This is a genomic window from Comamonas sp. AG1104 (assembly GCF_003350425.1).
GTDB classification, from domain to species: domain Bacteria; phylum Pseudomonadota; class Gammaproteobacteria; order Burkholderiales; family Burkholderiaceae_C; genus Comamonas; species Comamonas testosteroni.
This window is the reverse complement of record NZ_QQAS01000004.1, coordinates 68,613-94,014: the sequence shown is the minus strand read 5'-3', so window position 1 is coordinate 94,014 and position 25,402 is coordinate 68,613. Positions and strand designations below refer to the sequence as shown.

Below are 25,402 nucleotides of genomic sequence, written 5' to 3'. Positions count from 1 at the left end.
TATGCATGAAGGTCATGCGTATCGGGCCTGGTTTACCGACAAGACGCCATGGTGGGCGAGTCGGTTGCCTACGGGAATCTGCATTTTGCGAACCCGGGCTTTGCGCGTTTTTATGGGGTAGTAACCCTGAGCCATCCCTGCACAGTCACGCAAAAAAGCCACCGGCCAAGACTGCCGGTGGCAAGCACAACCGAGGAGACGGTGTTCAGTAACGCTCGAAAACGGCGGCAATGCCCTGGCCGCCACCGATGCACATGGTCTCCAGGCCATAGCGGCCTTTGCGCCGTTCAAGTTCGTGCAGCAGCGTGGCCAGAATGCGCACGCCGGTGGCGCCAATGGGGTGGCCCAGCGAGATGCCGGAGCCATTCACGTTCAGCTTGTGCTCGATGGCCGCCTGGTCATGCCACTCCCAGCCTTTGAGCACGGCCAGAACCTGACAGGCAAAGGCCTCATTGAGTTCCACCAGATCCATATCGTCTAGCGTGAGGTGCAGGCGTGCCAGCAGCTTCTTAACGGCCGCAACCGGGCCTATGCCCATGTGCGAAGGCTCGCAGCCCGCTGCCGCCCATCCCACCAGGGCGGCCATGGGCGTCAGGCCCAGTTCGGCCAGCTTGTCCTCTGCCACGATAAGGCAGGCCGCCGAAGCATCGTTTTGCTGGCTGGCGTTGCCCGCCGTCACCGTGCCGCCCGGCATCAGCACGCGTAGCCTGGCCAGGCTGTCCATGGTGGTGGCGGCGCGAAAGCCCTCGTCCTGGCTGAAGAGCAGAGGCTCGCCCTTGCGCTGGGGCACGCTCACGGGAACGACTTCGTGGTGAAAGCGACCAGCGGCCCAGGCATCGGCGGCACGCTGGTGGCTGCGCATGGCAAAGGCGTCGGCCGCATCGCGGCTGATGCCGTAGTCGCGGGCCAGGTTCTCGGCCGTCTCGATCATTCCCGAGATCTTGCCAAAGCGCTCCACGGGCTGCGAGCGCTCACGGCCGCGATCCAGGCGGTCGTACATGCGCACATTGCCCGAGCGCGCGCCCCAGCGCATGTCGGGGCTGTAGTACTCGATGTTGCTCATGCTCTCCACGCCACCGGCAATCACCACGTCAGCCGCGCCGCTTTGCACCATCATGGCTGCCGTTGCAACGGCCTGCAGGCCACCGCCGCAGCGGCGGTCCAGCTGCATGCCCGGCACCTCCACCGGCAGGCCGGCCTGTAAGGCGGCCCAGCGGCCCACGCAAGGGGTCTCGCTGCTGGCATACGACTGGGCGAACACCACATCATCGATGCGGGCGGGGTCTATGCCGCTGCGCTCTACCACGGCGCGCACCGTGGTGGCAGCCAGCTCCTCCACGGGGACGGGGCGCAGGCTGCCTCCGAAAGTACCGACGGGGGTGCGAAGCGGGGAAACAATGGCGGCGCGGCGCATGGTGGGGGCTCCTTGTGGTGGTGATGGGAAAGCGGCTCAGCAAGGGAAAACTGCTCCGCACTGGCGCAGCAGACCATGGGCCTGCTGTTCCAGATGTTCTCGGTGCTGCGGTGCGGCAATGTCGATCAGGCGGCGCACGCGCCTGGACAGTGGTTGGCCGCGCAGGTCGGCCACGCCGTGCTCGGTGACGATCAGTCCGGCATCGGCGCGCGGCGTGCTTACCGGTCCGCCAAGCCGGGGCACGATGCGGCTGTGTGTCTTGGCGGTGGAGGGCAGGGCCAGAATCGGCAGACCTCCTTTGCTGCGGGCAGCACCGCGTAGAAAGTCCACGGCGCCGCCGACGGCGCCCATATAGATGCCGCCGGCCACCTCGGCATTGATCTGACCGGTCAGATCCACTTCAATGGCGGAATTGATCGCCACCAGCTTGTCCATGGCTGCCAGGACTTCGGGGTGGTGGGTGTAAGCGGTGTCGCGCATCTGCAGCCGTGGGTTGCAATGGGCCCATTGGCGCAGACCTGCCCCGCCCATCAGCACGCCTGCGGTGCCGATGCCGGGATCTACGCTCTTGCGCGCGTGGGTCAGCACGCCGGCATCGGCCAGGGCGACCACCCCGTCGCCGATGGCGCCGCTGTGCAAGCCCAGGTCCCTGTGCCGGTGCAGTGCGGTCAGCACGGCTTCGGGCAGATTGCCCACGCCCAGCTGCAGGCAGCTGCCATCCTCAACCAGACCGGCAATATGGGCAGCAATCGCCTGCTCTACGGTGCCCGGCTCCGTGCGGGCCATGTCGAGCAAGTCTGCGTCGGAATCGATGAGCAGATCAAAGTCGCCAGCTTGCAGATAGGGGCCACCAGCAGTCCACGGTACATCGCGGTGGACTTCGCCCACGATGACACGGGCGTGCTCCATGGCGGCGGGCAGGTACTCGCGCACCTGCCCCAAGCTGTGGCGGCCCTGTGCATCGGGCGGCGAGACCTGAAGCAACACCACATCGGCCGGAATATGGCCTTGTGCAATCAATGGCGGTAGCTGCGAGTAGTGCGAGGGAATGATGTCCAGCACGCCGGCCTGGGCCAGCGCGCGGTGGGGGCCGCTCGCGGCATAGCCCAGAAAATCCAGCACATCTGCATGTGCGGGTTGCAGTGTGTCCGACAGGCCCAGGCCCACAAACACCTGCAACCGACCACCTTGCGCCAGCGCATGACGGTGCTGCACCAGGGTGCGGGTCAAGGTCAGCGGCTCGGCCGTGGCCTGACCCCACCACAAGGTGTCGCCGGGACGCAGCAAGGCCTGCAGTCGCGTAGCAATCGTGCTCATTCCTTGCGATCCCAGTCAAAGCGCAGTGCTTGCTTGTCCTTGAAGCGGCGCACTGCGTCCAAGTGGTAGTCGGAGCCGCGGCAAATGGCTTGTGCACTGGCTTCCAGCTCCGCCATTGCATGGGCGTTCAGCTCGAAGGACTGGTTCATGATGTTCTTGGCCATACCGATGGCCGTCGTCGATGCGTCGGCAAAACGGGCGGCCAGTTGCTGGGCTGCCAGCTGCAATGCGGCAGCGTCTTCGACGAGGTCGTAGACCATGCCCAGAGCCTTGGCCTCGTCCGCAGCCACGGTGCGTGCGGTGAACACCAGCTCCTTGGCTTTTTGCAGACCCACGCTGCGTGGCAGCAGCTGCATGGCGCCCAGGTCTGGCACCAGGCCGATGCGACCGAAGACGGCGCAGAACTTGGAGCGGCGTGTGGCAAGCACAAAGTCGGCAACCAGGGCCAGGCTCAGTCCGGCACCAAAGGCCGCGCCATCGACGGCGGCAATCACCGGTTTTTCCATGTTCACCAGCTCGGCAAACCATTGGTGCAAGGCTCGCATACGCTCCCGGTGAGCCACACCGTCTTGCCGGCTGTTCATCATCAGACCGATGTCGCCGCCCGAACAGAAGGCGCCGCCGGCGCCGGTGAGAATCACGGTGTGCACATTGGCGTCGTCGCGCATCTGGACTACGGCCCGGGCCAGACCGTCGCGCACTTCCAGGCTCAGGGCGTTGCGCGCTTCGGGGCGGTTGAGGCTAATGGTTCCCACACCGTTTTCTACGGCGGTCAATACGGCAGGAGTGTTCATGGTTGGTACCAGTCAAAGAGAGGAAAGAACGGAATGTGCAGGCTGGGCAGTTCCTCACACATCTTCTTGGCAGAGGGAGGCAAACCGGTGGTGCAAAGCCCAGAGCCGACGTGGCCTAGGTCAGAGCTGCGTACAAGGGGCGCCCCGCATCCCCTGCCTGCGAGCGCCGTGATGCGGGGAAGGCTCAACGCGCCGAAGGGGGATCACATCAGCTCCGCAAAACCATGGCTGAGCACCAGCTTGTCGCGTTCCTGCACCTTGGCACGCAACTGGTAATGCGTCTGGCTGCCAGGCACACGCCAGATTTCGGTGACCAGGGTTTCGCCGGGAAAGACCGGTGAGGCAAAACGGATGTCCAGTGCCCGAAAGCGTGAGGCATCGCCGCCCGCACACTGGCGCAACAGGGCGCGGGTGACCAGGCCATAGCTGGCCAGACCATGAAGAATGGGGCGCTCAAAGCCCGCGGCCGTGGCGACTGCGGGGTCTGCATGCAGAGGGTTGTAATCACCGCAGAGGCGGTAGAGCAGCGCGGCCTCGGGGCGAGTTGCCTGGATGTCCGTGAAGTGCGGTGCATTGTCTTCCGGTGTGGATTGCAGCGCGGGCAGCGGGGTGTCCGTGGGCTGTCCGGTCTGGCTGAAGCCCCCATCACCGCGCAGAAAAGATACCTGCTGTACGGTGGCCAGCAGCGTGCCGTCGGTGGTTTCCAGGCGGCGCTCTGTCACCATGATGCAGCCCTTGTCTTCGCCCTTGTCCGTCAGATGGGTGACCCGGTTGTGGCCCACGACCTGGGCGGCAGTTGGCAGCGGTCGGTGCAGCCGCATGCGCTGTTCGCCATGCAGCAGCCTGACCCAGTCGATGCCGGTGTCGGGCTCGCGCGCCCAGAAGCCGGGGTAACCCAGCACCACGGCCTGAGAAGGCAGGGTGAGCAGGCCCTGGCCGTCCTTGCCCTCAAACACATAAGGCAGGGCGCTGTGATCCAGCGGGTCGTTGCCCAGACCCAGGCTGAGCGCATACAACATGCTGTCGCGTGCGCTGTATTGCTGGTGCACAGGCTCGAAGTGGCGCGCCTTGAGGTGGTGGTAGTCAATGGCCATGTACAGGCTCCTCGGTGTGATTCGCTGTGGGGGCAGTGGTTGTGAATCGGCGCATCTGGCGAACGCCTCGCTTTGCAGGGGCTCCTCGCCCCACACTCTCGCCTAAGGGGGGGGGCGGCCTTAAAAACTGGCGCGGCGCATGTCAGCAGACAGCGAGCAAGGGCCGCGCCGCAGCAAGGCTGTCGTCCCCCTTGGGGGAAGGCGCGCAGCACCTCAGGAGGGAGCCGTCACACCGGATCCCAGCTGAACACGTCGGCCGAGCGATCCATGGGTACAAATGAGGCCTTGAGCGCGGGCATGCCGTGCTCGGCAATGAACTCGGGTGTCCAGCCTTCGCGGCGATGCACCGAGCGCAGCGGACGCGGCTGACTCATCAGAAACAGCTCGTTGTTACGCACGGCAAAGACCTGGGCGTTCACATCCCTGGCCTGGTCGGACAGCAGATAGACCGCCAGCGGCGCGATCTTGTTGGGCGTCATCTGCTGAATCTTGGTCACGCGCGCCTGCTGCTCGGGGGTATCGGTGGGGATGGAGCCGATCATGCGGCTCCAGGCAAAGGGAGCGATGCAGTTGGAGCGCACATTGAACTTGGCCATGTCCAACGCAATGGATTTGGACAGGGCGGTTAGGCCCAGCTTGGCAGCGCTGTAGTTGGCCTGGCCCAGGTTGCCGATCAGGCCGGAGGTGGACGTCATGTGGACCAGGGCGCCGCTTTCCTGTTCCTTGAAGTGGTTGGCGGCGGCGCGGCTCATGAAGTAGCTGCCGTAGAGATGAACCTTGATGACGGCGTCCCACTCCTCCAGGCTCATCTTGTGGAAGAAGCGGTCGCGCAGAATGCCGGCGTTGTTGACGACGCCATCGATGCGGCCAAAGCTGTCCACCGCGCATTGCACAATGCGGCTGGCACTGGCCGCTTCAGAGACGCTGTCGGTACTGGCAACGGCCTGGCCGCCTGCGGACTTGATCTCGTCGACCACTTTCTGCGCCGGACCGGCGTCGGTGCCTTCGCCTGTGGTGGACGTGCCGATGTCGTTGACCACCACTCTGGCTCCCGACGCCGCCATGGCCAAGGCAATGTCTCGACCGATGCCGCCTCCGGCGCCGGTCACCACTACGACCTTGTCTTGCATCATCTTCTGGGCCATGGCTTGTCGTCCTTTGCTGTTGTCGTGAGAGATGAGCCCAGCATGCCGGCAAACCGGCGCGGACGCCATTTGCCAATCCCGAGGACGGACTTCGTCAGCGTGAAAGCCGCTGTTGCGCACCACGGGTTGTCACGCCCTTAGGCAGCGCTGAAGACATGCTTTCAAAAACGCGGCTTGCCTGACGACGTCGCTGCCTCGACCATGGCAGCCATGACAGAACCGCAACCTGCAATCATCGACGACGCCAATCTGGCGCATCTTCAGGCCTGGCAGAGCAAAAGCGAAACTACGCTCGACCTCATCACCTCCGCTCCCTTGCGGGCCCTGTCGGCCACGCTGGACCGGGATGACCCTGCTCCCGCACACGGTACGCCGGTGGCGCCGCTATGGCACTGGCTGTATTTCCTGCCGCATGCGCGCCAGAGCGAGATAGGACCCGACGGGCATCCCCGGCGCGGCGGCTTCCTGCCGCCCGTGCCGCTGCCGCGCCGCATGTGGGCGGGCGGTCGGCTGCGCTGGGAAGCGTTCAATCCGCTGCGTGTGGGGCAGCAGGTGCAGCGCGTCTCCACCATCCGCAGCGTGCAGCACAAGACAGGACGCTCGGGCGAGCTGCTGTTCGTGCTGGTGGAGCACCGTTTCTCGAACCAGGACGGTCTGGCGCTGACCGAAGAGCACGACATCGTCTACCGGGGCGCTGCAAGGCCCTGCGACCCGGTGCCGCCACCGCAGCAGCCGCCGCTCGCCGGCCAGGCGGCCTGGTCTCGCACCATCGTTCCCGACGACGTGCTGCTGTTTCGCTACTCGGCGCTGACCTTCAACGGTCACCGCATCCACTACGACCGCCAGTACGTGACCCAGGTCGAGGGCTACCCGGGCCTGATCGTGCATGGTCCGCTGATTGCCACGCTGCTGCTCGATCTGCTGCGCCGCCAGCTGCCCGGCGCCAGGCTGGTCGCGTTCGACTTCAAGGCCTTGCGGCCGACCTTCGACCTTCATCCTTTCAGTGTTCACGGCAAGCCACGCGAGGACGGCAGGACCATCGACCTGTGGGCGCAGGACCACGAAGGGCTTCTGACCATGCATGCCACGGCCACCGTGGCTTGAAGACTGAACCCATAGCTAGATAGCGCTTGCTGGACAAGCGTTTGTCGCCAGAAGGCTTGAAATGATTGAACACACCAGCTCCAACAACCACCACGAGATCCGCGATGCCATCCGCGCGCTGTGCGCGGAGTTCCCCGACGAGTATTTCCGCAAGATCGACGAGCAGCGCATCTACCCCGAAGCCTTCGTCAACGCGCTCACGCAGGCGGGCTGGCTGGCCGCGCTGATTCCGCAGGAGTACGGCGGCAGCGGCCTGGGCCTGACCGAGGCCAGCGTCATCATGGAGGAGATCAACCGCTGCGGCGGCAACTCGGGTGCCTGCCACGGCCAGATGTACAACATGGGCACGCTGCTGCGCCATGGCTCGCAGGCGCAGAAGGAAAAATACCTGCCGCGCATCGCCTCGGGCGAATGGCGGCTGCAGTCCATGGGTGTCACGGAGCCCACCACGGGCACGGACACCACCAAGATCAAGACCAGCGCCGTGAAGAAGGACGGGCGCTATGTGGTCAACGGCCAGAAGGTCTGGATCAGCCGCATCCAGCACAGCGACTTCATGATCCTGCTGGCGCGCACCACGCCGCTGGCCGACGTGAAGAAGAAGAGCGAAGGCATGTCCATCTTCATGGTGGATCTGGCCGAGGCCCAGAAGAGCGGCCTGACCGTGCGCCCCATCCCCAACATGGTCAACCACGAGACCAACGAGCTGTTCTTCGAGAACCTGGAGATCCCCGAGGAGAACCTGATCGGCGAGGAAGGCAAGGGTTTCAAGTACATCCTCGACGGTCTGAACGCCGAGCGCACGCTGATCGCGGCCGAGTGCATAGGTGACGGCTACTGGTTCCTGGATCGTGTGACGAATTACGTGAAGGACCGTCAGGTGTTCGGCCGCCCCATCGGCCAGAACCAGGGCGTGCAGTTCCCGATCGCCGATGCCTTCATCGAGGTCGAGGCCGCCAATCTTATGCGCTGGAAGGCCTGCGAACTGTTCGATGCGCGCGAGTCCATGGGCGCACAGGCCAATATGGCCAAGTATCTTGCGGCCAAGGCCAGCTGGGAGGCAGCCAATGCCTGCATCCAGTTCCACGGAGGATTCGGCTTTGCCTGCGAATACGACGTGGAGCGTAAGTTCCGCGAGACCCGCCTCTATCAGGTGGCGCCGATCTCCACCAATCTGATCTATTCCTATGTGGCCGAGCACCTGCTGGGCCTGCCACGTTCATTCTGAAATGAAGACCCCCTGAGTCGCTTCGCGCCGGGGGGCGTACGGGCATCCGGCGACAGCCTCGCTGCGGGGCGGCGGGGCCGCCAAGGCCCCTGCTTGCTGTCCCTGGCTTTGAGCGCGCCAGTTGTTCGGTTCGTGAGTTTCGCCAAAGTGCAATGGATTTCCAAGATGAAAAAGCATAGTCTTCGACCCCTCGACGGCATCACCGTCGTCTCGCTGGAACATGCGGTGGCCGCGCCTTTCTGCACCCGCCAGCTCGCCGATCTGGGCGCGCGCGTGATCAAGGTGGAGCGTCCTGGAAGCGGCGATTTCGCGCGCGGCTATGACCAGCGCGTCAACGGCCAATCCTCGCACTTCACCTGGATCAATCGCAGCAAGCAAAGCCTGGCGCTCGATCTCAAGCGGCCCGATGCGCTGGAGGCGCTGATGCAACTGCTCGAAGGCGCCGACGTGCTGGTGCAGAACCTGGCGCCCGGCGCTGCCGCACGCATGGGGCTGTCCTGGGAGGTGCTGAAGGCTCGTAACCCCAAGCTCATCGTCTGCGACATCAGCGGCTACGGCGCAGACGGCCCCTACCGCGACAAGAAGGCCTATGACCTGCTGATCCAGAGCGAGGCGGGGTTTCTCTCGGTCACGGGCACGCCCGAGGTGCCGTCCAAGGCCGGCATCTCGGTGGCGGATATCGCCGCCGGCATGTATGCGTACACCAATATCCTGTCGGCCCTGCTGCTGCGCGGGCGCACGGGCGAGGGCAGCCATATCGATGTCTCCATGCTGGAGGCGCTGGGCGAGTGGATGGGTTATCCCATGTACTACGCCTTCGACGGTGCGCCGCCACCGCCGCGCACGGGCGCCTCGCACGCCAGCATCTATCCCTACGGGCCCTTCGAGGCCGGTGACGGCGGCACGGTGATGCTGGGCCTGCAGAACGAGCGCGAATGGAAGCTCTTTTGCGAGCAGGTGCTGCTGCAGCCTGCTCTGGCTGGCGATGCGCGCTTTGACAGCAATGCGCAGCGCAACGCCAACCGTGAGGAGCTGCGAGCGCTGATCCTGGATGTGTTCAACGCGCTGGATGCTGCCCAGGTGGTGCAGCGGCTGGATGCGGCCGGCATTGCCAATGCGCGAGTCAACGACATGGCCGGCCTGTGGGCCCATCCGCAACTGGCCGCGCGCCAGCGCTGGCGCAGCGTGGACACACCGGCCGGCCCCGTGCAGGCCCTGCTCCCCCCCGGTGCCAACAGTGCCTTTGACTACCGCATGGAGGCCGTGCCCGCCGTAGGTGAGCACAGCGAGGCCATCCTCGCCGAGCTGGGCTGGTCGACCGAGCGCATCCGTGCTCTTTACGCCGAAGAAGCGACTCTGTGATAACTGTGCGCACTGTATGCGCGGGAGTGACCCCATGAAGAATGAGACCCAGGTGAGCATCCATCCGCTGGCGCGGTTCGCCGCCACGCTGCGCTGGGAGGACATTCCGCAGGAGGTGCAGCGCCGCGCCGAAGATCTTTGGGTGGACTGGTTCGGTTCGGTGATGGCGGGCCAGGGCGCGCGCCCCGTGCAGAGCATTACGCGCTTCGCGCTGTCCCAGGGGCCGGCGCAGGGGCCTTGCGAGATTCTGGGCAGTGCCGTCACCACCTCGCCCATGATGGCGGCCCAGGCCAATGCCGCGGCCTCGCATGTGACCGAGCAGGACGATGTGCACAACGGCTCGGTGTTCCATCCCGCCGCTGTGGTCTTCCCGCCCGCGCTGGCCGTGGCCCAGAGCATCGGCGCCAGCGGCACCGAGCTCATGGCCGCCTGCGTGGCCGGCTACGAGGTCGGCATCCGCGTGGGCGAGTTTCTGGGCCGCAGCCACTACCGTATCTTCCACACCACGGCCACTGCCGGCACGCTGGCAGCGGCTGCCGCCGTGGGCCGCCTGCTCAAGCTGACGCCCGAGCAGATGCAGCATGCCTTCGGCTCGGCCGGCACGCAGTCGGCCGGGCTGTGGGAGTTTCTGCGCACAGGCGCCGACAGCAAGCAGCTGCACACGGCGCATGCCGCCTCGGCGGGACTGACGGCCGCCTTCCTGGCGCAGGACGGCTTCACGGGCGCGCAGGACATCTTCACGGGGCCGCAGGGACTGGCTGCAGGCATGTCAACGGATGCCGATCCCACGCGTCTCACGGATGGCCTGGGCATGCGTTGGGCCACGGCCGAGACCTCGTTCAAATGGCATGCCTCCTGCCGCCACACCCACCCGGCGGCTGACGCGTTGCTGCAGGTCATGCAGCAGCACAGCCTGACCCCCGTCGATCTGGCACAGGTCACCTGCCATGTGCACCAGGGCGCCATCGATGTGCTGGGCCCCGTGGTCAGTCCAAGCACCGTGCACCAGAGCAAGTTCTCCATGGGAACCGTGCTGGCGCTGGCTGCGCGCCACGGCCATGCCGGCCTCGACGAATTCGACAGCGAATACCTGGCCGCCACCACCGTGGCCCTGCGCGAGAAGGTGAGCATGGAGCTGGACCCTGAGGTCGATGCCGCCTACCCGCGCCGCTGGATAGGCAAGGTCACCGTGCTCACCACCGATGGCCGCACGCTGCACGGCCGCGTGGAAGAGCCCAAGGGCGACCCGGGCAACACGCTGTCGCGTGAGGAGATCACGGCCAAGGCGCTGCGGCTGATCGCCTACGGCGGGGTGCTGCAGGACGCGCCTGCCAAGGCGGCCGTGCAGCGGCTGTGGCAGGTCGCGCAGTGGCCGCGCGTGCAGCGCCTGCTGGACTGAGTTTTCCCGCCGGCCCCGGCCGGCGGATCCACGGGAAAGGCGCCGTCCCAGAGCGTCTCCCGCTTCCACCAAAGTGCACAGGAGACAAACCATGCAAAGCACAAACCCTTTCCGCCGCCGCCTTGTTCACGCAGCGGCTGCCGCCTGCGCACTGGCGGCATGCGCCGGCGCCCAAGCCAGTTCCTGGCCGGAGAAGCCGGTTGTCCTTGTCGTTCCCTACAGTGCGGGTGGACCTACCGACGTGGTGGCGCGCCTGCTGGCCATTCCCATGGGGCAGGTGCTAGGCCAGAGCGTGCTGGTGGAAAACACCGTGGGAGCGGGCGGCACCATCGCACCGGCCCGCGTAGCCAAGGCCAAGGCGGACGGCTACACCATCCTCATCCACCACATGGGCATGGCCACGGCACCCGCGCTGTACAAGAAGCTGCCCTATGACCCGCTCAAGGACTTCGAGTACATCGGCCAGGTGCTGGACGTGCCCATGACCCTGCTGTCGCGAAAGGACTTCCCGGCCGGCAACTTCGCCGAGTTGCTGGACTACGTGAGGAAGAACCAGGACAAGGTCTCGCTGGCCAATGCCGGCATCGGCGCCGTCTCCCAACTGTGCGGCATGCTGTTCATGCACCAGGCGGGCGTCAAGCTCACCACAGTACCCTACAAGGGTGCAGGCCCTGCCATGAACGATCTCATGGGCGGCCAGGTGGACCTGCTGTGTGACCAGACCACCCAGACCGTGCCCGTGATCAAGGACGGCCAGCGCGCCAAGGTCTTCGGCGTGACCACGCCCAAGCGTCTGTCGTCCCTGCCCAGCATTCCGACGCTGGACGAGCAGGGCCTGAAGGGCTTTGACGTCAAGGTCTGGCACGGCATGTACGCGCCCAAGGGCACGCCAAGGGAGGTGGTCATGGCCATCAACAAGGCGCTGAACGTGGCCATCAAGGACGAGAACGTCAAAAAGCGCATCGCCGAACTCAGCTCCGACCTGGTCACGCCCGACAAGGCCACGCCGGAAGGCCTGCGCACCCACCTGCAGGCCGAGGTGGCGCGCTGGGACAAGGTCATCAAGGCCGCAGGCGTCTCGGCCGAATAAGCACTCCCGCAAGGACATACGCATGCACGATCTGGCGCGACAGGCCACTTCCTTTCTCTTCGTCCCCGCCACGCGGCCCGAGCGCCTGGGCAAGGCCATGGGCAGCGGTGCCGACATGGTGATCGCCGACTGGGAGGACGCCGTGGCCCCGGCCGACAAGGAGGGCGCGCGCCAGATGCTGGCCCAGGCCGTGGAAGCGCTGGAAGCCGCGCAGCGCGCACGCCTGCTGGTGCGCATCAACGCGGAAGGCACACCCTGGCATGCCGAGGACCTGCGTGCGCTGGCGCAATTGGTGGAGATGGGCGTGGCCGGTGCAGTGGTTTCCAAGGCTGAGCGTGCCCAGACCCTGCATGCAGTGGCGCAGGCTGCGGGGGCGCAGGCGGCCTTGCTACCTCTGATCGAGAGTGTGGCCGGCCTGGACGCGGCCGACGCCCTGGCCGCCGCGCCCCAGGTGGTGCGGCTGGCCTTCGGCCACCTGGACTTCCAGGTCGATGCGGGCATGGCCTGCGAGCAGGGCGAGGAAGAACTCCTGCCCATGCGCATGGCCCTGGTCCTGGCCTCGCGCCGTGCAGGCATCGGCGCGGCCGTGGACGGCGTGACAGTAGACACACGCAACCCCGAGCGGCTGGCCCATGACGCGGCACGCGCGCGGCGCATGGGCTTTGGCGGCAAGCTGTGCATTCACCCGACCCAGGTGCAGCCGCTGCACGCTGTCTTCGACCCCGACCCCGCTGCAGTGACCCAGGCGCAGCGCCTGTGCCAGGCACTGGCCGAGGCCGGCGGCGGTGTCTGCGTTCTGGACGGCCGCATGGTCGATGCGCCCGTGCTCCATCTGGCGCAGCAGACACTGGCCCGCCACGCCTGGGCCCTGCAGCGCATGCATCGCAATACATAGTCTTATCGGACGTTGCCGGGCGCCGTGGTTTGCTCCAGATTCATGCTGCTTCAAGACACAAAGGAAAGAGCATGAACCAGGCTTTGGTATGTGTGGTGACGGGGGGCAGCCGTGGCGTGGGCCGGGGGGTGGCGCTGGCGCTGGGCGCGTCGGGGGCCACCGTCTATGTCACCGGGCGCAGCGTGAAGGAGGGCGACTCGCCCTTGCCCGGCACGGTGGGCAGGACGGCCGCCGATGTGACGGCTGCCGGCGGCAACGGCATTGCCGTGGCCTGTGATCATGGCGATGATGTCCAGGTGGCGGCGCTGTTCGAGCGCGTACGCCGCGAGCATGGCCGGCTCGACATTCTGGTCAACTGTGCAATTGCGATTCCCGATCCGCTGACCGTGCCTGGCCCGTTCTGGCAAAAGCCGCTGGAGATGACCGGGCTGCTCGATGTGGGGCTGCGCTCCACCTACGTGGCCAGCCATTGCGCGGCGGGGCTGCTGATCGCGGCTCGCGGCCTGGTGGTCAATATCTCGTCGGCAGGCAGCCGCTGCTATATGCATGGGCCGGCCTATGGCGCGGGCAAAGCCGGCTCGGACAAGATGAGCTTCGACATGGCCCACGATTTCAGGCCTGCCGGCGTAAGCGTGGTTTCGCTCTGGCCTGGACTGGTCAGGACCGAACGCTCCGAACGTGTCTGCGCGGCCGAACCCGACAAGTACGGCGACAGCTTCGACAGCGCCGAAACGCCGCAATTCATAGGCCGGGTGGTGCTGGCCTTGCATGGCGATGCCGACTGCCTGGAAAAGCGCTCCGGCGGCGTGTTCTACACGGCCGAACTGGCCAGCCAGTACGGCGTGCAGGACATTGATGGCGCGCAGCCGCCGTCTCCGCGCGCCTATTTCGGCGCACCACCGGAGTTCAGTCCGGTGGTGGTCGAATAAGCCGGTGCACTGACTGCAGGCAAGGGCAGGGCCGTTGTGGCGACTACACTGCGGCCTTCCTTGTTTTTGCTGTACCCGGTCCGTGTCTGCTTCTGTCTCCCTTTCCCGCCGCTGCTGTCTGTATCTTTCCTTCTCGCTGCCTCTGGCTCTGGGGCTGTCGGCCTGTGCCACGACTACCCCTGAACAAAGTCAGGATGTGCTGATCCAGCGCTTTTACGCGCTGATGGCGGCTGGCGATTTCGACGCCTGCATTACCCTGATCTCGGCACGCAATATTTCCAGGAAGCAGCTGGCGAGTTTTGAGCACAAGCTGCGCCGCATGCTGGCAGGCGCCAAGGGAATGATCGACTCCAAGGGCGGCCTGGCCAAGGTGGAAGTGGTGGAAAGAACAGTTTCCGAGGAAGAGCAGGTCATCAAGCTCAGGGTGCTGGTCAGCTATCGCGATGGCAGCACCCGCCGCGAGCGCATCAATCTGGTCCAGGAAGAAGGTGTCTGGAAAGTGTTGCTGTGATGCTTGCGCGGCTGGCATCGGCCGCTGTGATCGCGGTGTCGACCTGCTCCGCGGGCCTCGCTTTTGCAATGCTGCCATTGCCGCCTCAGGCTGCGCCCGGCGATCTGATCTTTCGTCGTGGGACGGAGAACGTCAGCCACCTGGTGCAAGCCGTGGACCATGGTGACTTCAGCCATGTGGGCATGCTGGTGGGGCGGCCCGGTCAGTGGCAGGTGTTGCATGCCACGCCGTCCGAGCGCCCTGGTCAGGCGGATGCCGTGGTGCTGGATTCGCTGGACTTTTTTCTGGACGCTCAGCGCGCTCAGGCCTATCGCCTGTATCAGGTCGCTTCCGACCCCGGCACGCGTGAGCGGGCCGTGGCCTGGGCCATGGCCCAGCAGGGCCAGCCGTTTCAGCTGCTGGGCTCGGGCAAGGGCATCTATTGCACCACGCTGGTCTGGCAGGCCTGGCTGCAAAGTGGAGCGGATCTCGAGGTGGTATTTACCGAGGTGGAACTGCCGATTCTGGGCGGCCGTTATCTGCTGCCGAGCAGCCTGTTGCGCTCCAGCCGGCTGCGCGCGCTGACGCCCTTGCTGCCGACGCGCTGAACCTCGGCTTTCAAACGCCCAGATATTGCTGGCGTGTCGCCTTGTCGCCCGCCAGCTCGGCCATGCTGGCCGCGTGCACGATCTGACCTTTTTCCAGCACATAGGCCCGGTCGGCCACGACCTCGGCAAACGGCAGGTTCTGCTCGCTGAGCAAGATGCCAATGCCCTGTGCCTTCAGCTCCAGAATCGTGCGCGCCATCTGCTCGACGATCAGCGGAGCAACCCCCTCGGAGGGCTCGTCCAGCAGCACCAGACAGGGCTGGCCCATCAGCGTGCGGGCCACGCTCAGCATCTGCTGCTCGCCACCGCTCATGCGCCCGCCAAGGCGCTCGGGCATCTCGCCCAGGTTGGGGAAAAGTGCGAACAGCTTTTCGGGTGTCCAGTGCGGCACTGCCTGGCCGTCGGGCCAGCGGCGTGGCTTTTGCTTGCCGACCTCGAGGTTTTCCAGCACCGTCAGTTCGGTAAAGATGCGGCGGTCCTCGGGCACATAGCCCAGGCCGCGCTGTGCGATCTGGTGCGAGGCTTTTTTCTCTATCGCCTCTCCCATGAAGCGAATACTGCCCTCGCGGCGCGGCACCAGGGCGGCAATGCTTTTGAGCGTGGTGGACTTGCCTGCGCCATTGCGCCCCATCAGTGCCACGACCTCGCCGCGCCCCACGTTCAGCGATACCTCATGCAGGATATGGGCCGCGCCATACCAGGCGTTGAGGTTCTGGACTTCAAGCAATTTGGGGCTCTTGCCCTTATCCATCAAGTGCTGGTTGCTATGCATTTGATTCATTGCTGTTTTTCAAGAACAAGGCCGGTACCGAGGTAGGCCTGCTGCACGCGCGCGTCGTCGCGAATGGCTTGCGGCGTACCTTCGGCCAGCAACTGGCCGCGCACCAGCACGGCCACACGGTCCGCCTGACCGAAAACCACATCCATGCTGTGCTCGGTAAACAGCACGCCCATGCGGCGTTGCTGCGCAATCCGGCGCGTCAGCTGCATCAGAGCCACACGCTCACCCGGGGCCATGCCGGCCGTGGGTTCGTCCATGAGCAGCAATTGCGGGTCATGGGCCAGCGCCATGGCCAGCTCCACTCGTTTCACATCGCCATAGGCCAGAGCGCTGCAGGGGCGATCGGCCTGAGCGGCCATGCCCACCTGCTCCAGCAGGGCCAGTGCGTCGGCACGGCGGTGGCTGGCGGCACGCGGCCACCAGCTGAAGATCCTGCAATCGGCCGACAGCAGAGCCATCTGCACGTTTTCCGCCACGCTGAGCGAGGCAAAAGTCTGTGCAATCTGAAAGGTGCGTCCCACACCCTTGCGCCAGATGGCGCGTGGCGGCAGGCCCGTGATGGGCTGGCCGTTCAGCAGCACCTGGCCGCTATCGGGCGCTAACTGGCCGCCGACCATGTTGAAGGTAGTGCTCTTGCCCGCGCCGTTGGGGCCGATCAGGGCCAGCAGCTCGCCCGCCTGCAGGTCGAATGAAACCTGTTGCACGGCTTTCACGCCGCCAAAGGCCTTGCTGAGGTTCTGTACTTGCAGCAGGTTCATGTCCTGGCTCCTGCTTTGTCCTTGCCGCATACCTTGCCACATGTGCGCGACCACAGCAGTTGCGCATAGCCTGCAATGCCCTGCGGTGCCAGCAGCACCAGAATCAGCATGGTCGCCCCCATCAGCGCGCGCCAGTATTCGGTGTTGCGCGCCACGGTGTCGTGCAGCCAGGTAAAGGCTGCTGCGCCCACCATGGGGCCGGCCAGCGTCTGCACGCCGCCCAGCAGCACCATGACCAGTGCATCCACCGATTTGGTGACCGACATGGCGTCGGGTGCCACGCCGCCCTTGCTGAAGGCAAACAGCGCTCCGGCCAGACCGGCAAACAGCCCGGCGATCACGAACGCCGTCCACTGAATGCGGCGCACGTCGATGCCGATCGCATCGGCCCGCAGAGCCGAGTCGCGCGATGCGCGCAGCGCGTAGCCCAGCGGCGAAAACAGCAGGCGGCGCAGCAGATAGATGCCTAGTGCGCAGATGCCCAGAGCCAGCCAGTAGAACGCCGGACCCTGTGATGCCCATTCGGGGGGCCATACGCCAGTCAGGCCGTTGCTGCCGCCCGTGAAGTCATCCCACTGAAAGACGATGGCCCAGCTGATCTGCGCAAACGCCAGCGTCAGCATGGTCAGGTAGACGCCTGACAGCCGCACGCAGAACCAGCCATAGAGCAGGGCGCCCGCAGCGGCGGCCAGGGGGCCGAGCAGCAGTGCGGCTTCCATGGGCAGATTCAGCGTACGCACCAGCAGTGCTGCACCGTAGGCACCGAGGCCAAAGTAGGCCGCATGACCGAAGGAGTGCATGCCGCCGGGCCCGAGTATGAAGTGCAGACTGCTCGCGAACAGTGCGGCGACAAAGATGTCGGCCAGCAGCACGGTGGCGTAGCTGCCGCCTTCGGCGCTGCTGGCCATCAGCGGCAGCAGCACCAGAAGGGTCAGCAGGCACAGCCAGGCGGCCGATGCGCCACGGCCTGTGCGGTGCAGAGGTTGCTCGGGCTCGCCAGCGCTGCGTGCCAGCGCCTGTGGCTTGCCCAACAGGCCCCAGGGTCGCCAGATCAGCACCACGGCCATGACCAGGAACTCCACCACCAGCGTGAGCTTGGAGAACGACAGCTCAAGACCCGCGATCTCCTGCACGCCCAGCCAGACGCAGACGGCCTTGAGCTCCGCCACCAGCAACGCGGCAATGAAGGCCCCCGGTATGCTGCCCATGCCGCCGACCACGACCACCACAAACGCGGCGCCAATGGTGAGCATGTCCATCTCCAGACTGGCGGGCTCACGCGGCAGCTGCAGCGCGCCGCCAAGGCCTGCCAGCAGCGTGCCCAGTGCGAAGACGGCGGTGAACAGCCAGGCCTGGTTGACGCCCAGGGCACCCACCATTTCGCGGTCCTGTGTGGCGGCACGCACCAGGGTGCCAAAGCGGGTCCTGGTCAATAGAAGCGTGAGGCCCAGGAGGACGCAAGGGCCGACAGCTATCAAGAACAGATCGTAGGTGGGGAACTGGCGGCCCAGAATCTCCACCGAGCCTTCAAGCCCTGCGGCACGCGGGCCGAACAGTTCCTCGGGGCCCCACAGCCACAGCGCCGCATCCTTGATGACCAGCACCAGCGCAAACGTGGCCAGCAACTGGAACAGCTCGGGCGCCTTGTAGATGCGGCGCAGAAGCAGTGTCTCGGTCAGCGCCCCCAGTGCGCCGCAGGCCAGCGGAGCCAGCAGCAGCGCGGGCCAGAAACCAATATGGGGCGAGAGCAGGTCCACGCTGCTGTAGGCGATGAAGGCGCCCAGCATGTAGAACGAGCCATGGGCGAAGTTGATGGTGCGGGTGACACCGAAGATCAGCGACAGCCCGACCGAAACCAGAAACAGCGACGATGCGCTGGCCAGTCCGTTGAGCAACTGGGCCAGCAGGCCGGATGCACTCATGCTGCTTAGCTCCTGAAGCTCGACATAGTGTGGGTGAATAAGAAAAGCCACCTGCGTGAATGCAGGTGGCCCGACATTTTCGCCGAAGCGAAATCAGTTCGCTGTCGCGGGGCGCAGCTTCTTCACTTCCTCGTCGGTGGGCTGGTAGTTCTTGCCGTCGGCATAGTGGTAGTTGACCAGTACGCCGCGTCCCAGCTTCGCGTCATAGGCGGTCTTGCCGATATAGGCTCCCATCGTGGACTGGTTGTCCTGTGTCCGGTAGGTGATGGGGCCGAAGGGCGTGGCGACTTCCAGGCCCTTGAAGGCCGCAATCAGTTTCTCGGTGTCGGGGTCGCCCTTGGTCTTGCGCAGGCCCGCAGCAATCGACTGGATGGCGTTGTAGCCCACGATGGTGCCCAGGCGCGGGTAGTCCTTGAACCTGGCCTGATAGGCCTTGAGGAAGGCTGCGTGTTCGGGGGTGTTGATGGAATACCAGGGATAGCCGGTCACGGTCCAGCCGATAGGCGCTTCTTTCTTGAGCGGGTCCAGGTATTCGGGCTCTGCGGTCAGCAGCCCTACGACTTCACGGCCATTGAACAGGCCGCGTGTATTGCCTTCGCGCACGAACTTGCCGAGGTCGGTGGCGAACAGCACGTTGAAGATGGCATCGGGCTTGGCGTCAGCGAGTGCCTGCACCACGGAGCCGGCGTCGATCTTGCCCAGTGCAGGTGCCTGCTCGGCCACAAACTCGATATCGGGCTGCTTGGCCTTCATCAGTGTCTTGAAGGTGGCAACGGCGGACTGGCCGTATTCGTAGTTGGGGTAGACGATGGCCCAGCGCTTCTTCTTGAGCTTGAGCGCCTCCTCCACCAGCATGGCGGTCTGCATATAGGTGGAGCCGCGTAGACGGTAGGTGTAATGATTGCCGTCGGCCCAGACGATCTTGTCGGTCAGCGGCTCGGAGGCGAGGAAGAAGCGCTTTTTCTGCTTGGCGTAATCGGTCAGTGCCAAGCCCACGTGCGAGAGAAAGCTGCCCGTGAGCACATCGATTTTTTCGCGCGTGTAGAGCTCTTCGGCGGCACGCACGGCATCGCCCGGCGTGGCGTTGTCGTCGCGCACGATGAGCTGCAGCTTCTTGCCGGCAATGCCGCCTGCGGCATTGACCTGCTCCACCGCCAGTTCCATGCCCTTTTTGTAGGGCTCCAGAAACGCGGGTTGAGCCTTGTAGCTGTTGATTTCGCCAATCTTGATCACGCCCTGTGCCCAGGCGGGCAGGGCGGCCAGTGTCAGCAGGGGCAGGGACCAGCGCAGCTGCATCGTCATTCTCCTTGGTGCTAGGTGGGCGACCATGGCTTGAAGCGCAGGGTCGTTGCAATCACTAATGCTCAATTTGAGCATTTATATAGACAAATAAAGCGCTTGTTCCAAGCGCGTGAGGGGTGATCCTAGAGCAGCGTTTTCCCTGAGTCAAGAAGGGTGAGCCAGTTTTTCGGCGTTCGGGCGGTATCTGAGCGCTTCATTCTGCTTATCACTATTCGATCTCAAGACATTGATGGGTGATTCCCCCGTTTCTGTGCAATTGCCGGACAATATAGGTCTTGTCCCGCTTGGCAACCGGCAGCCAACGCGCTAGCAGCCCTGACCTGCAGTGCCCCGCCACCGCCCAGCATTTGCCGCGCAGGTTTTCTGCTTAGAGTTTTTATTTCAGACGAATCATGAGTGCTTTTCTTGAAGAACGCGTGCTGTCCGTCCACCATTGGACCGACCGTCTTTTCTCCTTCACCACCACCCGCGACACATCGCTGCGCTTTTCCAACGGCCACTTCACCATGATCGGCCTGAAGGTGGATGGCAAGAACCTGCTGCGCGCCTACTCCATCGCCAGCCCCAACTATGAGGAGCATCTGGAGTTCCTGTCCATCAAGGTACCCGAGGGCCCTTTGACTTCCAAGCTGCAGAACATCCAGGTGGGTGACACCATCATCGTGGGCAAGAAGCCCACAGGCACGCTGCTGATCGACTATCTGCTGCCCGGCAAGAATCTGTATCTGATCGGCACTGGCACCGGCCTGGCTCCCTGGCTGGCCGTGGCGCGCGACCCCGAGACCTATGAGCGTTTCGACAACGTGGTCGTGGTACATGGCGTGCGTCAAGTGCAGGAGTTGGCCTATCAGGAGTTGTTCGAGAAGGAACTGCCCGAGCATGAATTCCTCGGCGATATCGTCAAGGGCAAGCTGCATTACTACCCCACGGTGACACGCGAGCCCTTCCGCAATCAGGGCCGTATCTCGGCCCAGATCAACAACGGCACTTTCCCGCAAAACCTGGGTCTGCCCGATCTGAATCCCGAGACCGATCGCGTCATGCTGTGCGGCAGCCCCGCCATGTTGTCTGAACTCAAGGAACTGCTGGAAAAGCGTGGTTTCAAGGAAGGCAACACCACAACGCCAGGTGACTTCGTCATCGAACGCGCATTTGTGGAAAAATAACAGTCTGTAACGCGACTAATGCAAGCCTGCGGATTCGCAGGCTTTTTTATTTTTAATGCTGCAATCAACAAAAATAATTATTTCGGCGGCTATTGCATGCTTGCTGGTTTATGGTCTTGGATACGGGCATCTCGAAGATGCGGGTGACGTCGCAAGAAGCGTATTTTTTACGCTGTCGACCGGAGCCTTGTTTTTTTACAGCCTACGCAGAAGGTGGGAATGCACAGCAGTCTTTCTCATAGCTCTGTGCTTTGCTTTGTTTATGGCTTTGGGTGTTGGTATCGATTACGGCGCACCGAACATGAGTCTGGTGGCCTCGGCTTTGGAGACGAATGACAGTGAAAGTCTGGAGTTCCTCTCCAACCTTAATTGGAGAGATTGCCTGCTCTCGGCTCTAACGATTATTTTGCTTTTTGTGCATCGATTTGTGCTGCTTGAAAAGCCGTACGATAAGTCGCTTGTTTTCAAGAAAAGCCTCTGGGTTTTTCTTCTGATAGTCAATGTTTTTGGATTGTTCGCGTACCACTGCGTCGTAGCCTATAAAAAATACCTCAAAGAAAAGCCGGTGGTTGGCGAAATTCTGAAATCGGTGGATTGGGAAATTCAGGAAGTCAAGCACAACCGCAGCTTGAAGGTTCTGGTGGTGGGGGAAAGTGTCAGCAAGCGGTATTTGTCGCTTATGGGCAGCCCTTGGGCCACGACGCCTTTTCTTGCGGCTTCGCCTAAGGTGACGGCATTTACTCATTACTACTCGCCTGCGCCCAATACGGTAGCCAGTTTGAGCCGGACCCTGACTCATTCCCGCTCGTCCGATGGTGAGTTTGATCTGAACCGCAACGTGGTGGCGCTGGCCAAAGCAGCAGGCTATTCAACACTTTGGGTTTCTAATCAACGAAGCATGGGACCGAATGATTCCAACGTGGCGCGAATGGCTCATCAGGCGGACCAGCACCGGTTTCTGGACAAAGTGCCTGTCATTGAGCCTGCGAAAGATGATTTCGCTTTGCTGAATTACTTGCGCGACAAACTTGAGCAGCCACAAGCGTTGCCACAAGACTCTATGGTCTTTCTTCACATGCTGGGTTCGCACCCGCATGCCTGTTCACGCGTACCTGACATGCCTGTGAAATTGCATGCCGGTCATGGTCGTCATATTGACTGCTATCTGACCAGTTTGCAGAAGCTTGATCTGTTCATGCAAACTCTAACCGAGTTACTGGCCCAGTACTCCGAAGACTATGAAGTCCTCTATGTGAGTGATCATTCCTTGCGCGTCTCTCCGATGAGCGAAACAGAAAAGCTGATGGATAGTTTTCATCTGCCGACAAAGAATATTTATGTGCAGCCTCAAGTCAGAGAGGCCTATGACACTCCTTTGTTCTTCATTTCGTCCAAGCAGCAGCAAGCGAAAAAGGTTGAAGTTCCTTTGAGTGGATTTGATTTCTTACATTTGTTCGGAAATTGGCTGGGTGTCTCAAGTCCTTGGATCAACTCTGCAAAAAATCTGCGAAATCCCAGTAGCAGTGCGCCGATTCAAGTGTTTAACTGGAGCCACATGGTGCCACTGGACACCTTGCCCGATATGCAGCCCATTGCTCCTCCTGTTGACGGGTCATTGGCTTTTGCTAACTAATCTGTGCATCTACTGATAGCTGCCAGTGCTTATCCAGAAAGCGCTCTTGACCAATTCATATGCCCTCCCCCGCGTTCTTTGGCAGTCGCTCCAGATCCATAGGGCGAGGGCTGGGCAACTTGGGTGAGGTGAAAGGCATGCGCAGCTTGAGCCTGGACTTGCTGCAGGCCTTGGCCGTGGCGGCCGAGAACAGCAGGATGGCCGAGGTGAAATAGAACCACATCAGCACCACCACCAACGAGCCGGCTGCACCATAGGCCGATACCACGGCGGCGGTGGACAGATACCAGGCCAGGGCCTGTTTGCCGATGGTGAACAGGGCAGCTCCCGTCAGCGAGCCCAGCAGCAGGTATCGGGTGACGGGTTTGATGCCGGTACCCATGCGCATCAGACCCCAGAACAGCAGCACTGCAATGCCAAAGGACAGGCCCTCGTTGATCAGCCCCATCAGCGGGCCCAGCGGCACAAGCTGCAGCTCGTCATTGGCCCATTTGGTGATCATCTGGATGGCGGTTGAAATCACCATGGACACCAGCAGCAAAAAGCCCAGGCCCACGACATAGCTCAAACCCCACAGACGTGAGACGGCCATGCTCCACCAGGGCTTGTTTTCCTGCGGGCGAGACTCTTCGCCCATGGACCAGAGCTTGTCCAGCGAAGCCTGCAGCTCTACAAACACGCCCGTGGCGCCCGAGAGCATCATCACCAGACCAAGCACGGACGCGAGCGAGCCCTGATTGGAATTCTGGGCGCTGGCCAGCGCGCTCTTGACGACCTGTGCCGCGCGCTCTCCGACCACGCTCTGTATCTGGCTGATCAAGGTGCTTTCCACATAGCTGCGATCCAGCCACCAGCCGAGCAGTCCCACGACAGCCAGCAATAGCGGCGCCAGGCTCAGCATGCCGTAAAACGACATGGCGGCACTCATGCGCAGACCGTCGGCCTGCAGCCAGAGTTGCACGGAGTCGATCAGCGGTTGCAAGGGGTGGGCGAGGCGTCGCAGCTTGTGCTGCCAGCCGGAGGTATCAAAAGCCATGTGTCGAATTCTGGTTGCTGAACCATGGTCGTTTTGTCAGCCTATGTCTGCTGGCAGTGAGTACAGGCAAATATTTTGTAATTTCCGCCTGCATTCTGGCAACTCCGCCATGGAGACAAATTTCAGCAGTTTTAAGTTTTCATCTGTTGTCCGTTGAGCGATGGGTGCTCACTTATTTGAGTTGTGAATTCAATTTCGCTGGCTTCTTTTAAGAAAGCGCATCGGGGTTTTCTCTAGTCAACTACGCTTGGCGACCTTCTGTGTGTCGTAGTTCAATCCGGGTTTGCACCAGTCAAAGTGCAACTCTTTAACTACAAAAAGCCATATCGCTTCACGAAAGCTGGCAAGACGAGACACATTACATGCAGACTTCCTTTTCCACCGCATCTCCTGCAGATCGCGTGCTTTGCCCTGTCTTGCGCGAACGCATCATGTCGGCGGACCAGGCCGCCGGCCTGATTCAATCCGGCATGACACTGGGCATGAGCGGCTTCACTCCCGCAGGTGCGCCCAAGGCCGTGCCCCAGGCATTGGCACGCCGCATCGAAGCGCAGAACGCCAGTGGCGGCAACTTCCGCATCAGTCTGTGGACGGGAGCTTCGACCTCGCCCGAACTCGATGGCGCACTGGCCAAGGTGCATGGCATTGAACGCCGCCTGCCCTACCAGAGTGATCCCACGGTGCGCAAAGAGATCAACGAGGGGCGCATGCAGTATGTAGACATCCATCTGTCCCATGTTGCGCAGCATGTGTGGTTCGGCTTCCTCGGTCATCTTGACGTGGCGGTGATCGAAGTGGCGGGCATCCTGCCCGACGGTCGTCTGATTCCATCGACCTCGGTGGGTAACAACAAGACCTGGCTGGAGCAGGCCGACAAGATCATTCTCGAAGTCAACAGTGCCCAGCCTGCCGAACTCGAGGGCATGCACGACATCTACTACGGTGCGGCCGTCCCGCCCAGGCGCAAGCCCATACCCATGGAGCACCCGTTCGACCGCATTGGCGAGCCCTATCTGCATTGCGATCTGAGCAAGGTGATTGCCGTGGTACCAACGGCCCAGCGTGACAGGCTGGCAGCGTTCACGGCACCCGATGAGGGCTCCATGCGCATTGCCGAGAACATCATCGACTTTTTGCAGCACGAGGTGAAAGTGGGCCGCCTGCCGCCCGAGTTGCTGCCGTTGCAGTCGGGCGTTGGCAATATCGCCAACGCCGTGCTGGCGGGGCTGAACAACGGCCCGTTCGACCACCTGAACGCCTATACCGAGGTGCTGCAGGACGGCATGCTGGACATGCTGGAGTCGGGCAAGCTCGATACAGCATCGACCACCTCGCTGGCGCTGAGCCCGGCGGCCATGGAGCGCTTTCTGGCCAACATCGACTACTACCGCCAGCGCATCATGCTGCGCCCGCAGGAGATCTCCAACCACCCGGAGCTGATCCGCCGCATGGGCCTGATTTCGATGAACGCGCTGATCGAGGCCGATATGTACGGCAACGTCAACAGCACGCATGTCATGGGCTCGTCCATCATGAACGGCATTGGCGGCAGCGGCGACTTTGCACGCAACGCCTATCTGTCCATCTTCATGACGCCATCGACGGCCAAGGACGGCAAGATCAGCTGCATCGTGCCCATGGTCTCCCATGTCGATCACACCGAGCACGACGTGCAGGTCATCGTGACCGAGCAAGGCCTGGCCGATCTGCGCGGCCTGGCTCCGGTGCAGCGCGCACGTCTGATCATCGAGAAATGCGTGCATCCCGACTACAAGGCGGCGATGAGCGAGTATCTGGAGCGCGCGCTGCGCGATGCACCGGGCAAGCACACGCCACATTTGCTTGATCAGGCGTATGCCTGGCATCAGCGCTATCTGAAGACGGGCTCCATGCAGGCTTGATCGCTTGCTGAAGCACCCATGAAAAAATGCTGCC

Annotated in this window: 22 protein-coding genes; 12 read left to right on the top strand and 10 right to left on the bottom strand. The window is 63.1% G+C overall.

Features of this window, described 5'->3' with window-relative positions; all coding sequences use genetic code 11:
- Positions 1-205: 205 nt before the first annotated feature.
- The 5 genes from DFO48_RS12320 to DFO48_RS12300 form a co-directional block, all read right to left on the bottom strand.
- A complete protein-coding gene (locus DFO48_RS12320) occupies positions 206-1,414 on the bottom strand; it encodes an acetyl-CoA C-acetyltransferase (protein WP_003070456.1) in 1,209 nt (402 codons plus the stop codon).
- A gap of 36 nt (positions 1,415-1,450) precedes the next feature.
- Complete coding sequence (locus tag DFO48_RS12315; protein WP_003071739.1) at positions 1,451-2,731, bottom strand: acetyl-CoA hydrolase/transferase family protein; 1,281 nt, start codon at positions 2,729-2,731, stop codon at positions 1,451-1,453.
- Entirely contained in the window at positions 2,728-3,525 is a 798-nt protein-coding gene (locus DFO48_RS12310) for an enoyl-CoA hydratase/isomerase family protein (RefSeq protein WP_114863574.1), read from the bottom strand. The genes DFO48_RS12315 and DFO48_RS12310 overlap by 4 nt, the downstream gene beginning before the upstream one ends.
- 203 nt (positions 3,526-3,728) lie before the next feature.
- Positions 3,729-4,619 carry a MaoC/PaaZ C-terminal domain-containing protein gene (locus tag DFO48_RS12305; protein WP_114863573.1) on the bottom strand — a complete coding sequence of 297 codons (891 nt, stop codon included), beginning with the start codon at positions 4,617-4,619 and terminating at the stop codon, positions 3,729-3,731.
- 227 nt (positions 4,620-4,846) lie between these two features.
- The gene (locus DFO48_RS12300; protein WP_114863572.1) at positions 4,847-5,764 is read right to left on the bottom strand and encodes an SDR family NAD(P)-dependent oxidoreductase; all 918 of its coding nucleotides are present in this window, start codon (positions 5,762-5,764) and stop codon (positions 4,847-4,849) included.
- A 201-nt stretch (positions 5,765-5,965) separates the two neighbouring features.
- Between DFO48_RS12300 and DFO48_RS12295 the strand changes: the two genes are divergently transcribed.
- The 9 genes from DFO48_RS12295 (at position 5,966) to DFO48_RS12255 (ending at position 14,869) form a co-directional block, all read left to right on the top strand.
- Positions 5,966-6,868, top strand: a complete 903-nt coding sequence (locus DFO48_RS12295) for a MaoC family dehydratase N-terminal domain-containing protein (RefSeq protein WP_114863826.1) — start codon at positions 5,966-5,968, stop codon at positions 6,866-6,868.
- Between the two features lie 61 nt (positions 6,869-6,929).
- Complete coding sequence (locus tag DFO48_RS12290; RefSeq protein WP_114863571.1) at positions 6,930-8,096, top strand: acyl-CoA dehydrogenase family protein; 1,167 nt, start codon at positions 6,930-6,932, stop codon at positions 8,094-8,096.
- Positions 8,097-8,261: 165 nt separating this feature from the next.
- A complete protein-coding gene (locus DFO48_RS12285; protein WP_114863825.1) occupies positions 8,262-9,458 on the top strand; it encodes a CaiB/BaiF CoA-transferase family protein in 1,197 nt (398 codons plus the stop codon).
- A 34-nt stretch (positions 9,459-9,492) separates the two neighbouring features.
- Positions 9,493-10,857: an MmgE/PrpD family protein gene (locus DFO48_RS12280; RefSeq protein ID WP_114863570.1), complete on the top strand. Its 1,365-nt coding sequence runs from the start codon at positions 9,493-9,495 to the stop codon at positions 10,855-10,857.
- A gap of 91 nt (positions 10,858-10,948) precedes the next feature.
- The gene (locus DFO48_RS12275; RefSeq protein ID WP_114863569.1) at positions 10,949-11,947 is read left to right on the top strand and encodes a tripartite tricarboxylate transporter substrate binding protein BugD; all 999 of its coding nucleotides are present in this window, start codon (positions 10,949-10,951) and stop codon (positions 11,945-11,947) included.
- A gap of 22 nt (positions 11,948-11,969) precedes the next feature.
- A complete protein-coding gene (locus tag DFO48_RS12270; RefSeq protein ID WP_114863568.1) occupies positions 11,970-12,842 on the top strand; it encodes a CoA ester lyase in 873 nt (290 codons plus the stop codon).
- A 71-nt stretch (positions 12,843-12,913) separates the two neighbouring features.
- On the top strand, positions 12,914-13,771 hold the full coding sequence (locus DFO48_RS12265; RefSeq protein ID WP_114863567.1) for an SDR family NAD(P)-dependent oxidoreductase: 858 nt from the start codon (positions 12,914-12,916) through the stop codon (positions 13,769-13,771).
- 82 nt (positions 13,772-13,853) lie between these two features.
- A complete protein-coding gene (locus DFO48_RS12260; RefSeq protein ID WP_114863566.1) occupies positions 13,854-14,282 on the top strand; it encodes a DUF4878 domain-containing protein in 429 nt (142 codons plus the stop codon).
- Between the two features lie 68 nt (positions 14,283-14,350).
- Positions 14,351-14,869 carry a YiiX/YebB-like N1pC/P60 family cysteine hydrolase gene (locus DFO48_RS12255; protein WP_233506388.1) on the top strand — a complete coding sequence of 173 codons (519 nt, stop codon included), beginning with the start codon at positions 14,351-14,353 and terminating at the stop codon, positions 14,867-14,869.
- Positions 14,870-14,879: 10 nt separating this feature from the next.
- Here DFO48_RS12255 and DFO48_RS12250 read toward each other — a convergent pair whose 3' ends face one another.
- The 4 genes from DFO48_RS12250 to DFO48_RS12235 all read right to left on the bottom strand — a co-directional run bounded on the left by DFO48_RS12250 (position 14,880) and on the right by DFO48_RS12235 (position 19,626).
- Complete coding sequence (locus DFO48_RS12250) at positions 14,880-15,650, bottom strand: ABC transporter ATP-binding protein (RefSeq protein WP_114863564.1); 771 nt, start codon at positions 15,648-15,650, stop codon at positions 14,880-14,882.
- Positions 15,647-16,408 carry an ABC transporter ATP-binding protein gene (locus tag DFO48_RS12245; RefSeq protein WP_003071724.1) on the bottom strand — a complete coding sequence of 254 codons (762 nt, stop codon included), beginning with the start codon at positions 16,406-16,408 and terminating at the stop codon, positions 15,647-15,649. Before DFO48_RS12245 ends, DFO48_RS12250 begins: the two co-directional genes overlap by 4 nt.
- The gene (locus tag DFO48_RS12240; protein WP_114863563.1) at positions 16,405-18,330 is read right to left on the bottom strand and encodes an ABC transporter permease; all 1,926 of its coding nucleotides are present in this window, start codon (positions 18,328-18,330) and stop codon (positions 16,405-16,407) included. The genes DFO48_RS12245 and DFO48_RS12240 overlap by 4 nt, the downstream gene beginning before the upstream one ends.
- Positions 18,331-18,423: 93 nt before the next feature.
- Positions 18,424-19,626 carry an ABC transporter substrate-binding protein gene (locus DFO48_RS12235; protein ID WP_114863562.1) on the bottom strand — a complete coding sequence of 401 codons (1,203 nt, stop codon included), beginning with the start codon at positions 19,624-19,626 and terminating at the stop codon, positions 18,424-18,426.
- Positions 19,627-20,024: 398 nt separating this feature from the next.
- On the opposite strand from DFO48_RS12235, the gene DFO48_RS12230 reads away from it, so the two are divergent.
- Both DFO48_RS12230 and DFO48_RS12225 read left to right on the top strand, forming a co-directional pair.
- Positions 20,025-20,798: a ferredoxin--NADP reductase gene (locus DFO48_RS12230; RefSeq protein ID WP_003059561.1), complete on the top strand. Its 774-nt coding sequence runs from the start codon at positions 20,025-20,027 to the stop codon at positions 20,796-20,798.
- A 55-nt stretch (positions 20,799-20,853) separates the two neighbouring features.
- Complete coding sequence (locus DFO48_RS12225; protein WP_114863561.1) at positions 20,854-22,431, top strand: phosphoethanolamine transferase; 1,578 nt, start codon at positions 20,854-20,856, stop codon at positions 22,429-22,431.
- A gap of 55 nt (positions 22,432-22,486) precedes the next feature.
- Here the strand turns inward: DFO48_RS12225 and DFO48_RS12220 are convergent, their stop codons facing one another.
- On the bottom strand, positions 22,487-23,467 hold the full coding sequence (locus DFO48_RS12220; protein ID WP_114863560.1) for a YihY/virulence factor BrkB family protein: 981 nt from the start codon (positions 23,465-23,467) through the stop codon (positions 22,487-22,489).
- A gap of 362 nt (positions 23,468-23,829) precedes the next feature.
- On the opposite strand from DFO48_RS12220, the gene DFO48_RS12215 reads away from it, so the two are divergent.
- Positions 23,830-25,368 carry an acetyl-CoA hydrolase/transferase family protein gene (locus tag DFO48_RS12215; RefSeq protein ID WP_114863559.1) on the top strand — a complete coding sequence of 513 codons (1,539 nt, stop codon included), beginning with the start codon at positions 23,830-23,832 and terminating at the stop codon, positions 25,366-25,368.
- The last annotated feature ends 34 nt before the right edge of the window (positions 25,369-25,402 follow it).

Bases quoted from the DNA above. Each gene is read 5' to 3' on its own strand.
- DFO48_RS12225 (WP_114863561.1), top strand. From the start codon at position 20,854: ATGCTGCAATCAACAAAAATAATTATTTCGGCGGCTATTGCATGCTTG.
- DFO48_RS12235 (WP_114863562.1), bottom strand. From the start codon at position 19,626: ATGCAGCTGCGCTGGTCCCTGCCCCTGCTGACACTGGCCGCCCTGCCC.
- DFO48_RS12305 (WP_114863573.1), bottom strand. From the start codon at position 4,619: ATGGCCATTGACTACCACCACCTCAAGGCGCGCCACTTCGAGCCTGTG.
- DFO48_RS12215 (WP_114863559.1), top strand. From the start codon at position 23,830: ATGCAGACTTCCTTTTCCACCGCATCTCCTGCAGATCGCGTGCTTTGC.
- DFO48_RS12310 (WP_114863574.1), bottom strand. From the start codon at position 3,525: ATGAACACTCCTGCCGTATTGACCGCCGTAGAAAACGGTGTGGGAACC.
- DFO48_RS12245 (WP_003071724.1), bottom strand. From the start codon at position 16,408: ATGAACCTGCTGCAAGTACAGAACCTCAGCAAGGCCTTTGGCGGCGTG.
- DFO48_RS12290 (WP_114863571.1), top strand. From the start codon at position 6,930: ATGATTGAACACACCAGCTCCAACAACCACCACGAGATCCGCGATGCC.
- DFO48_RS12275 (WP_114863569.1), top strand. From the start codon at position 10,949: ATGCAAAGCACAAACCCTTTCCGCCGCCGCCTTGTTCACGCAGCGGCT.
- DFO48_RS12220 (WP_114863560.1), bottom strand. From the start codon at position 23,467: ATGGCTTTTGATACCTCCGGCTGGCAGCACAAGCTGCGACGCCTCGCC.
- DFO48_RS12320 (WP_003070456.1), bottom strand. From the start codon at position 1,414: ATGCGCCGCGCCGCCATTGTTTCCCCGCTTCGCACCCCCGTCGGTACT.
- DFO48_RS12230 (WP_003059561.1), top strand. From the start codon at position 20,025: ATGAGTGCTTTTCTTGAAGAACGCGTGCTGTCCGTCCACCATTGGACC.
- DFO48_RS12285 (WP_114863825.1), top strand. From the start codon at position 8,262: ATGAAAAAGCATAGTCTTCGACCCCTCGACGGCATCACCGTCGTCTCG.
- DFO48_RS12270 (WP_114863568.1), top strand. From the start codon at position 11,970: ATGCACGATCTGGCGCGACAGGCCACTTCCTTTCTCTTCGTCCCCGCC.
- DFO48_RS12280 (WP_114863570.1), top strand. From the start codon at position 9,493: ATGAAGAATGAGACCCAGGTGAGCATCCATCCGCTGGCGCGGTTCGCC.
- DFO48_RS12240 (WP_114863563.1), bottom strand. From the start codon at position 18,330: ATGAGTGCATCCGGCCTGCTGGCCCAGTTGCTCAACGGACTGGCCAGC.
- DFO48_RS12295 (WP_114863826.1), top strand. From the start codon at position 5,966: ATGGCAGCCATGACAGAACCGCAACCTGCAATCATCGACGACGCCAAT.
- DFO48_RS12315 (WP_003071739.1), bottom strand. From the start codon at position 2,731: ATGAGCACGATTGCTACGCGACTGCAGGCCTTGCTGCGTCCCGGCGAC.
- DFO48_RS12250 (WP_114863564.1), bottom strand. From the start codon at position 15,650: ATGAATCAAATGCATAGCAACCAGCACTTGATGGATAAGGGCAAGAGC.
- DFO48_RS12255 (WP_233506388.1), top strand. From the start codon at position 14,351: ATGCTGCCATTGCCGCCTCAGGCTGCGCCCGGCGATCTGATCTTTCGT.
- DFO48_RS12265 (WP_114863567.1), top strand. From the start codon at position 12,914: ATGAACCAGGCTTTGGTATGTGTGGTGACGGGGGGCAGCCGTGGCGTG.
- DFO48_RS12300 (WP_114863572.1), bottom strand. From the start codon at position 5,764: ATGGCCCAGAAGATGATGCAAGACAAGGTCGTAGTGGTGACCGGCGCC.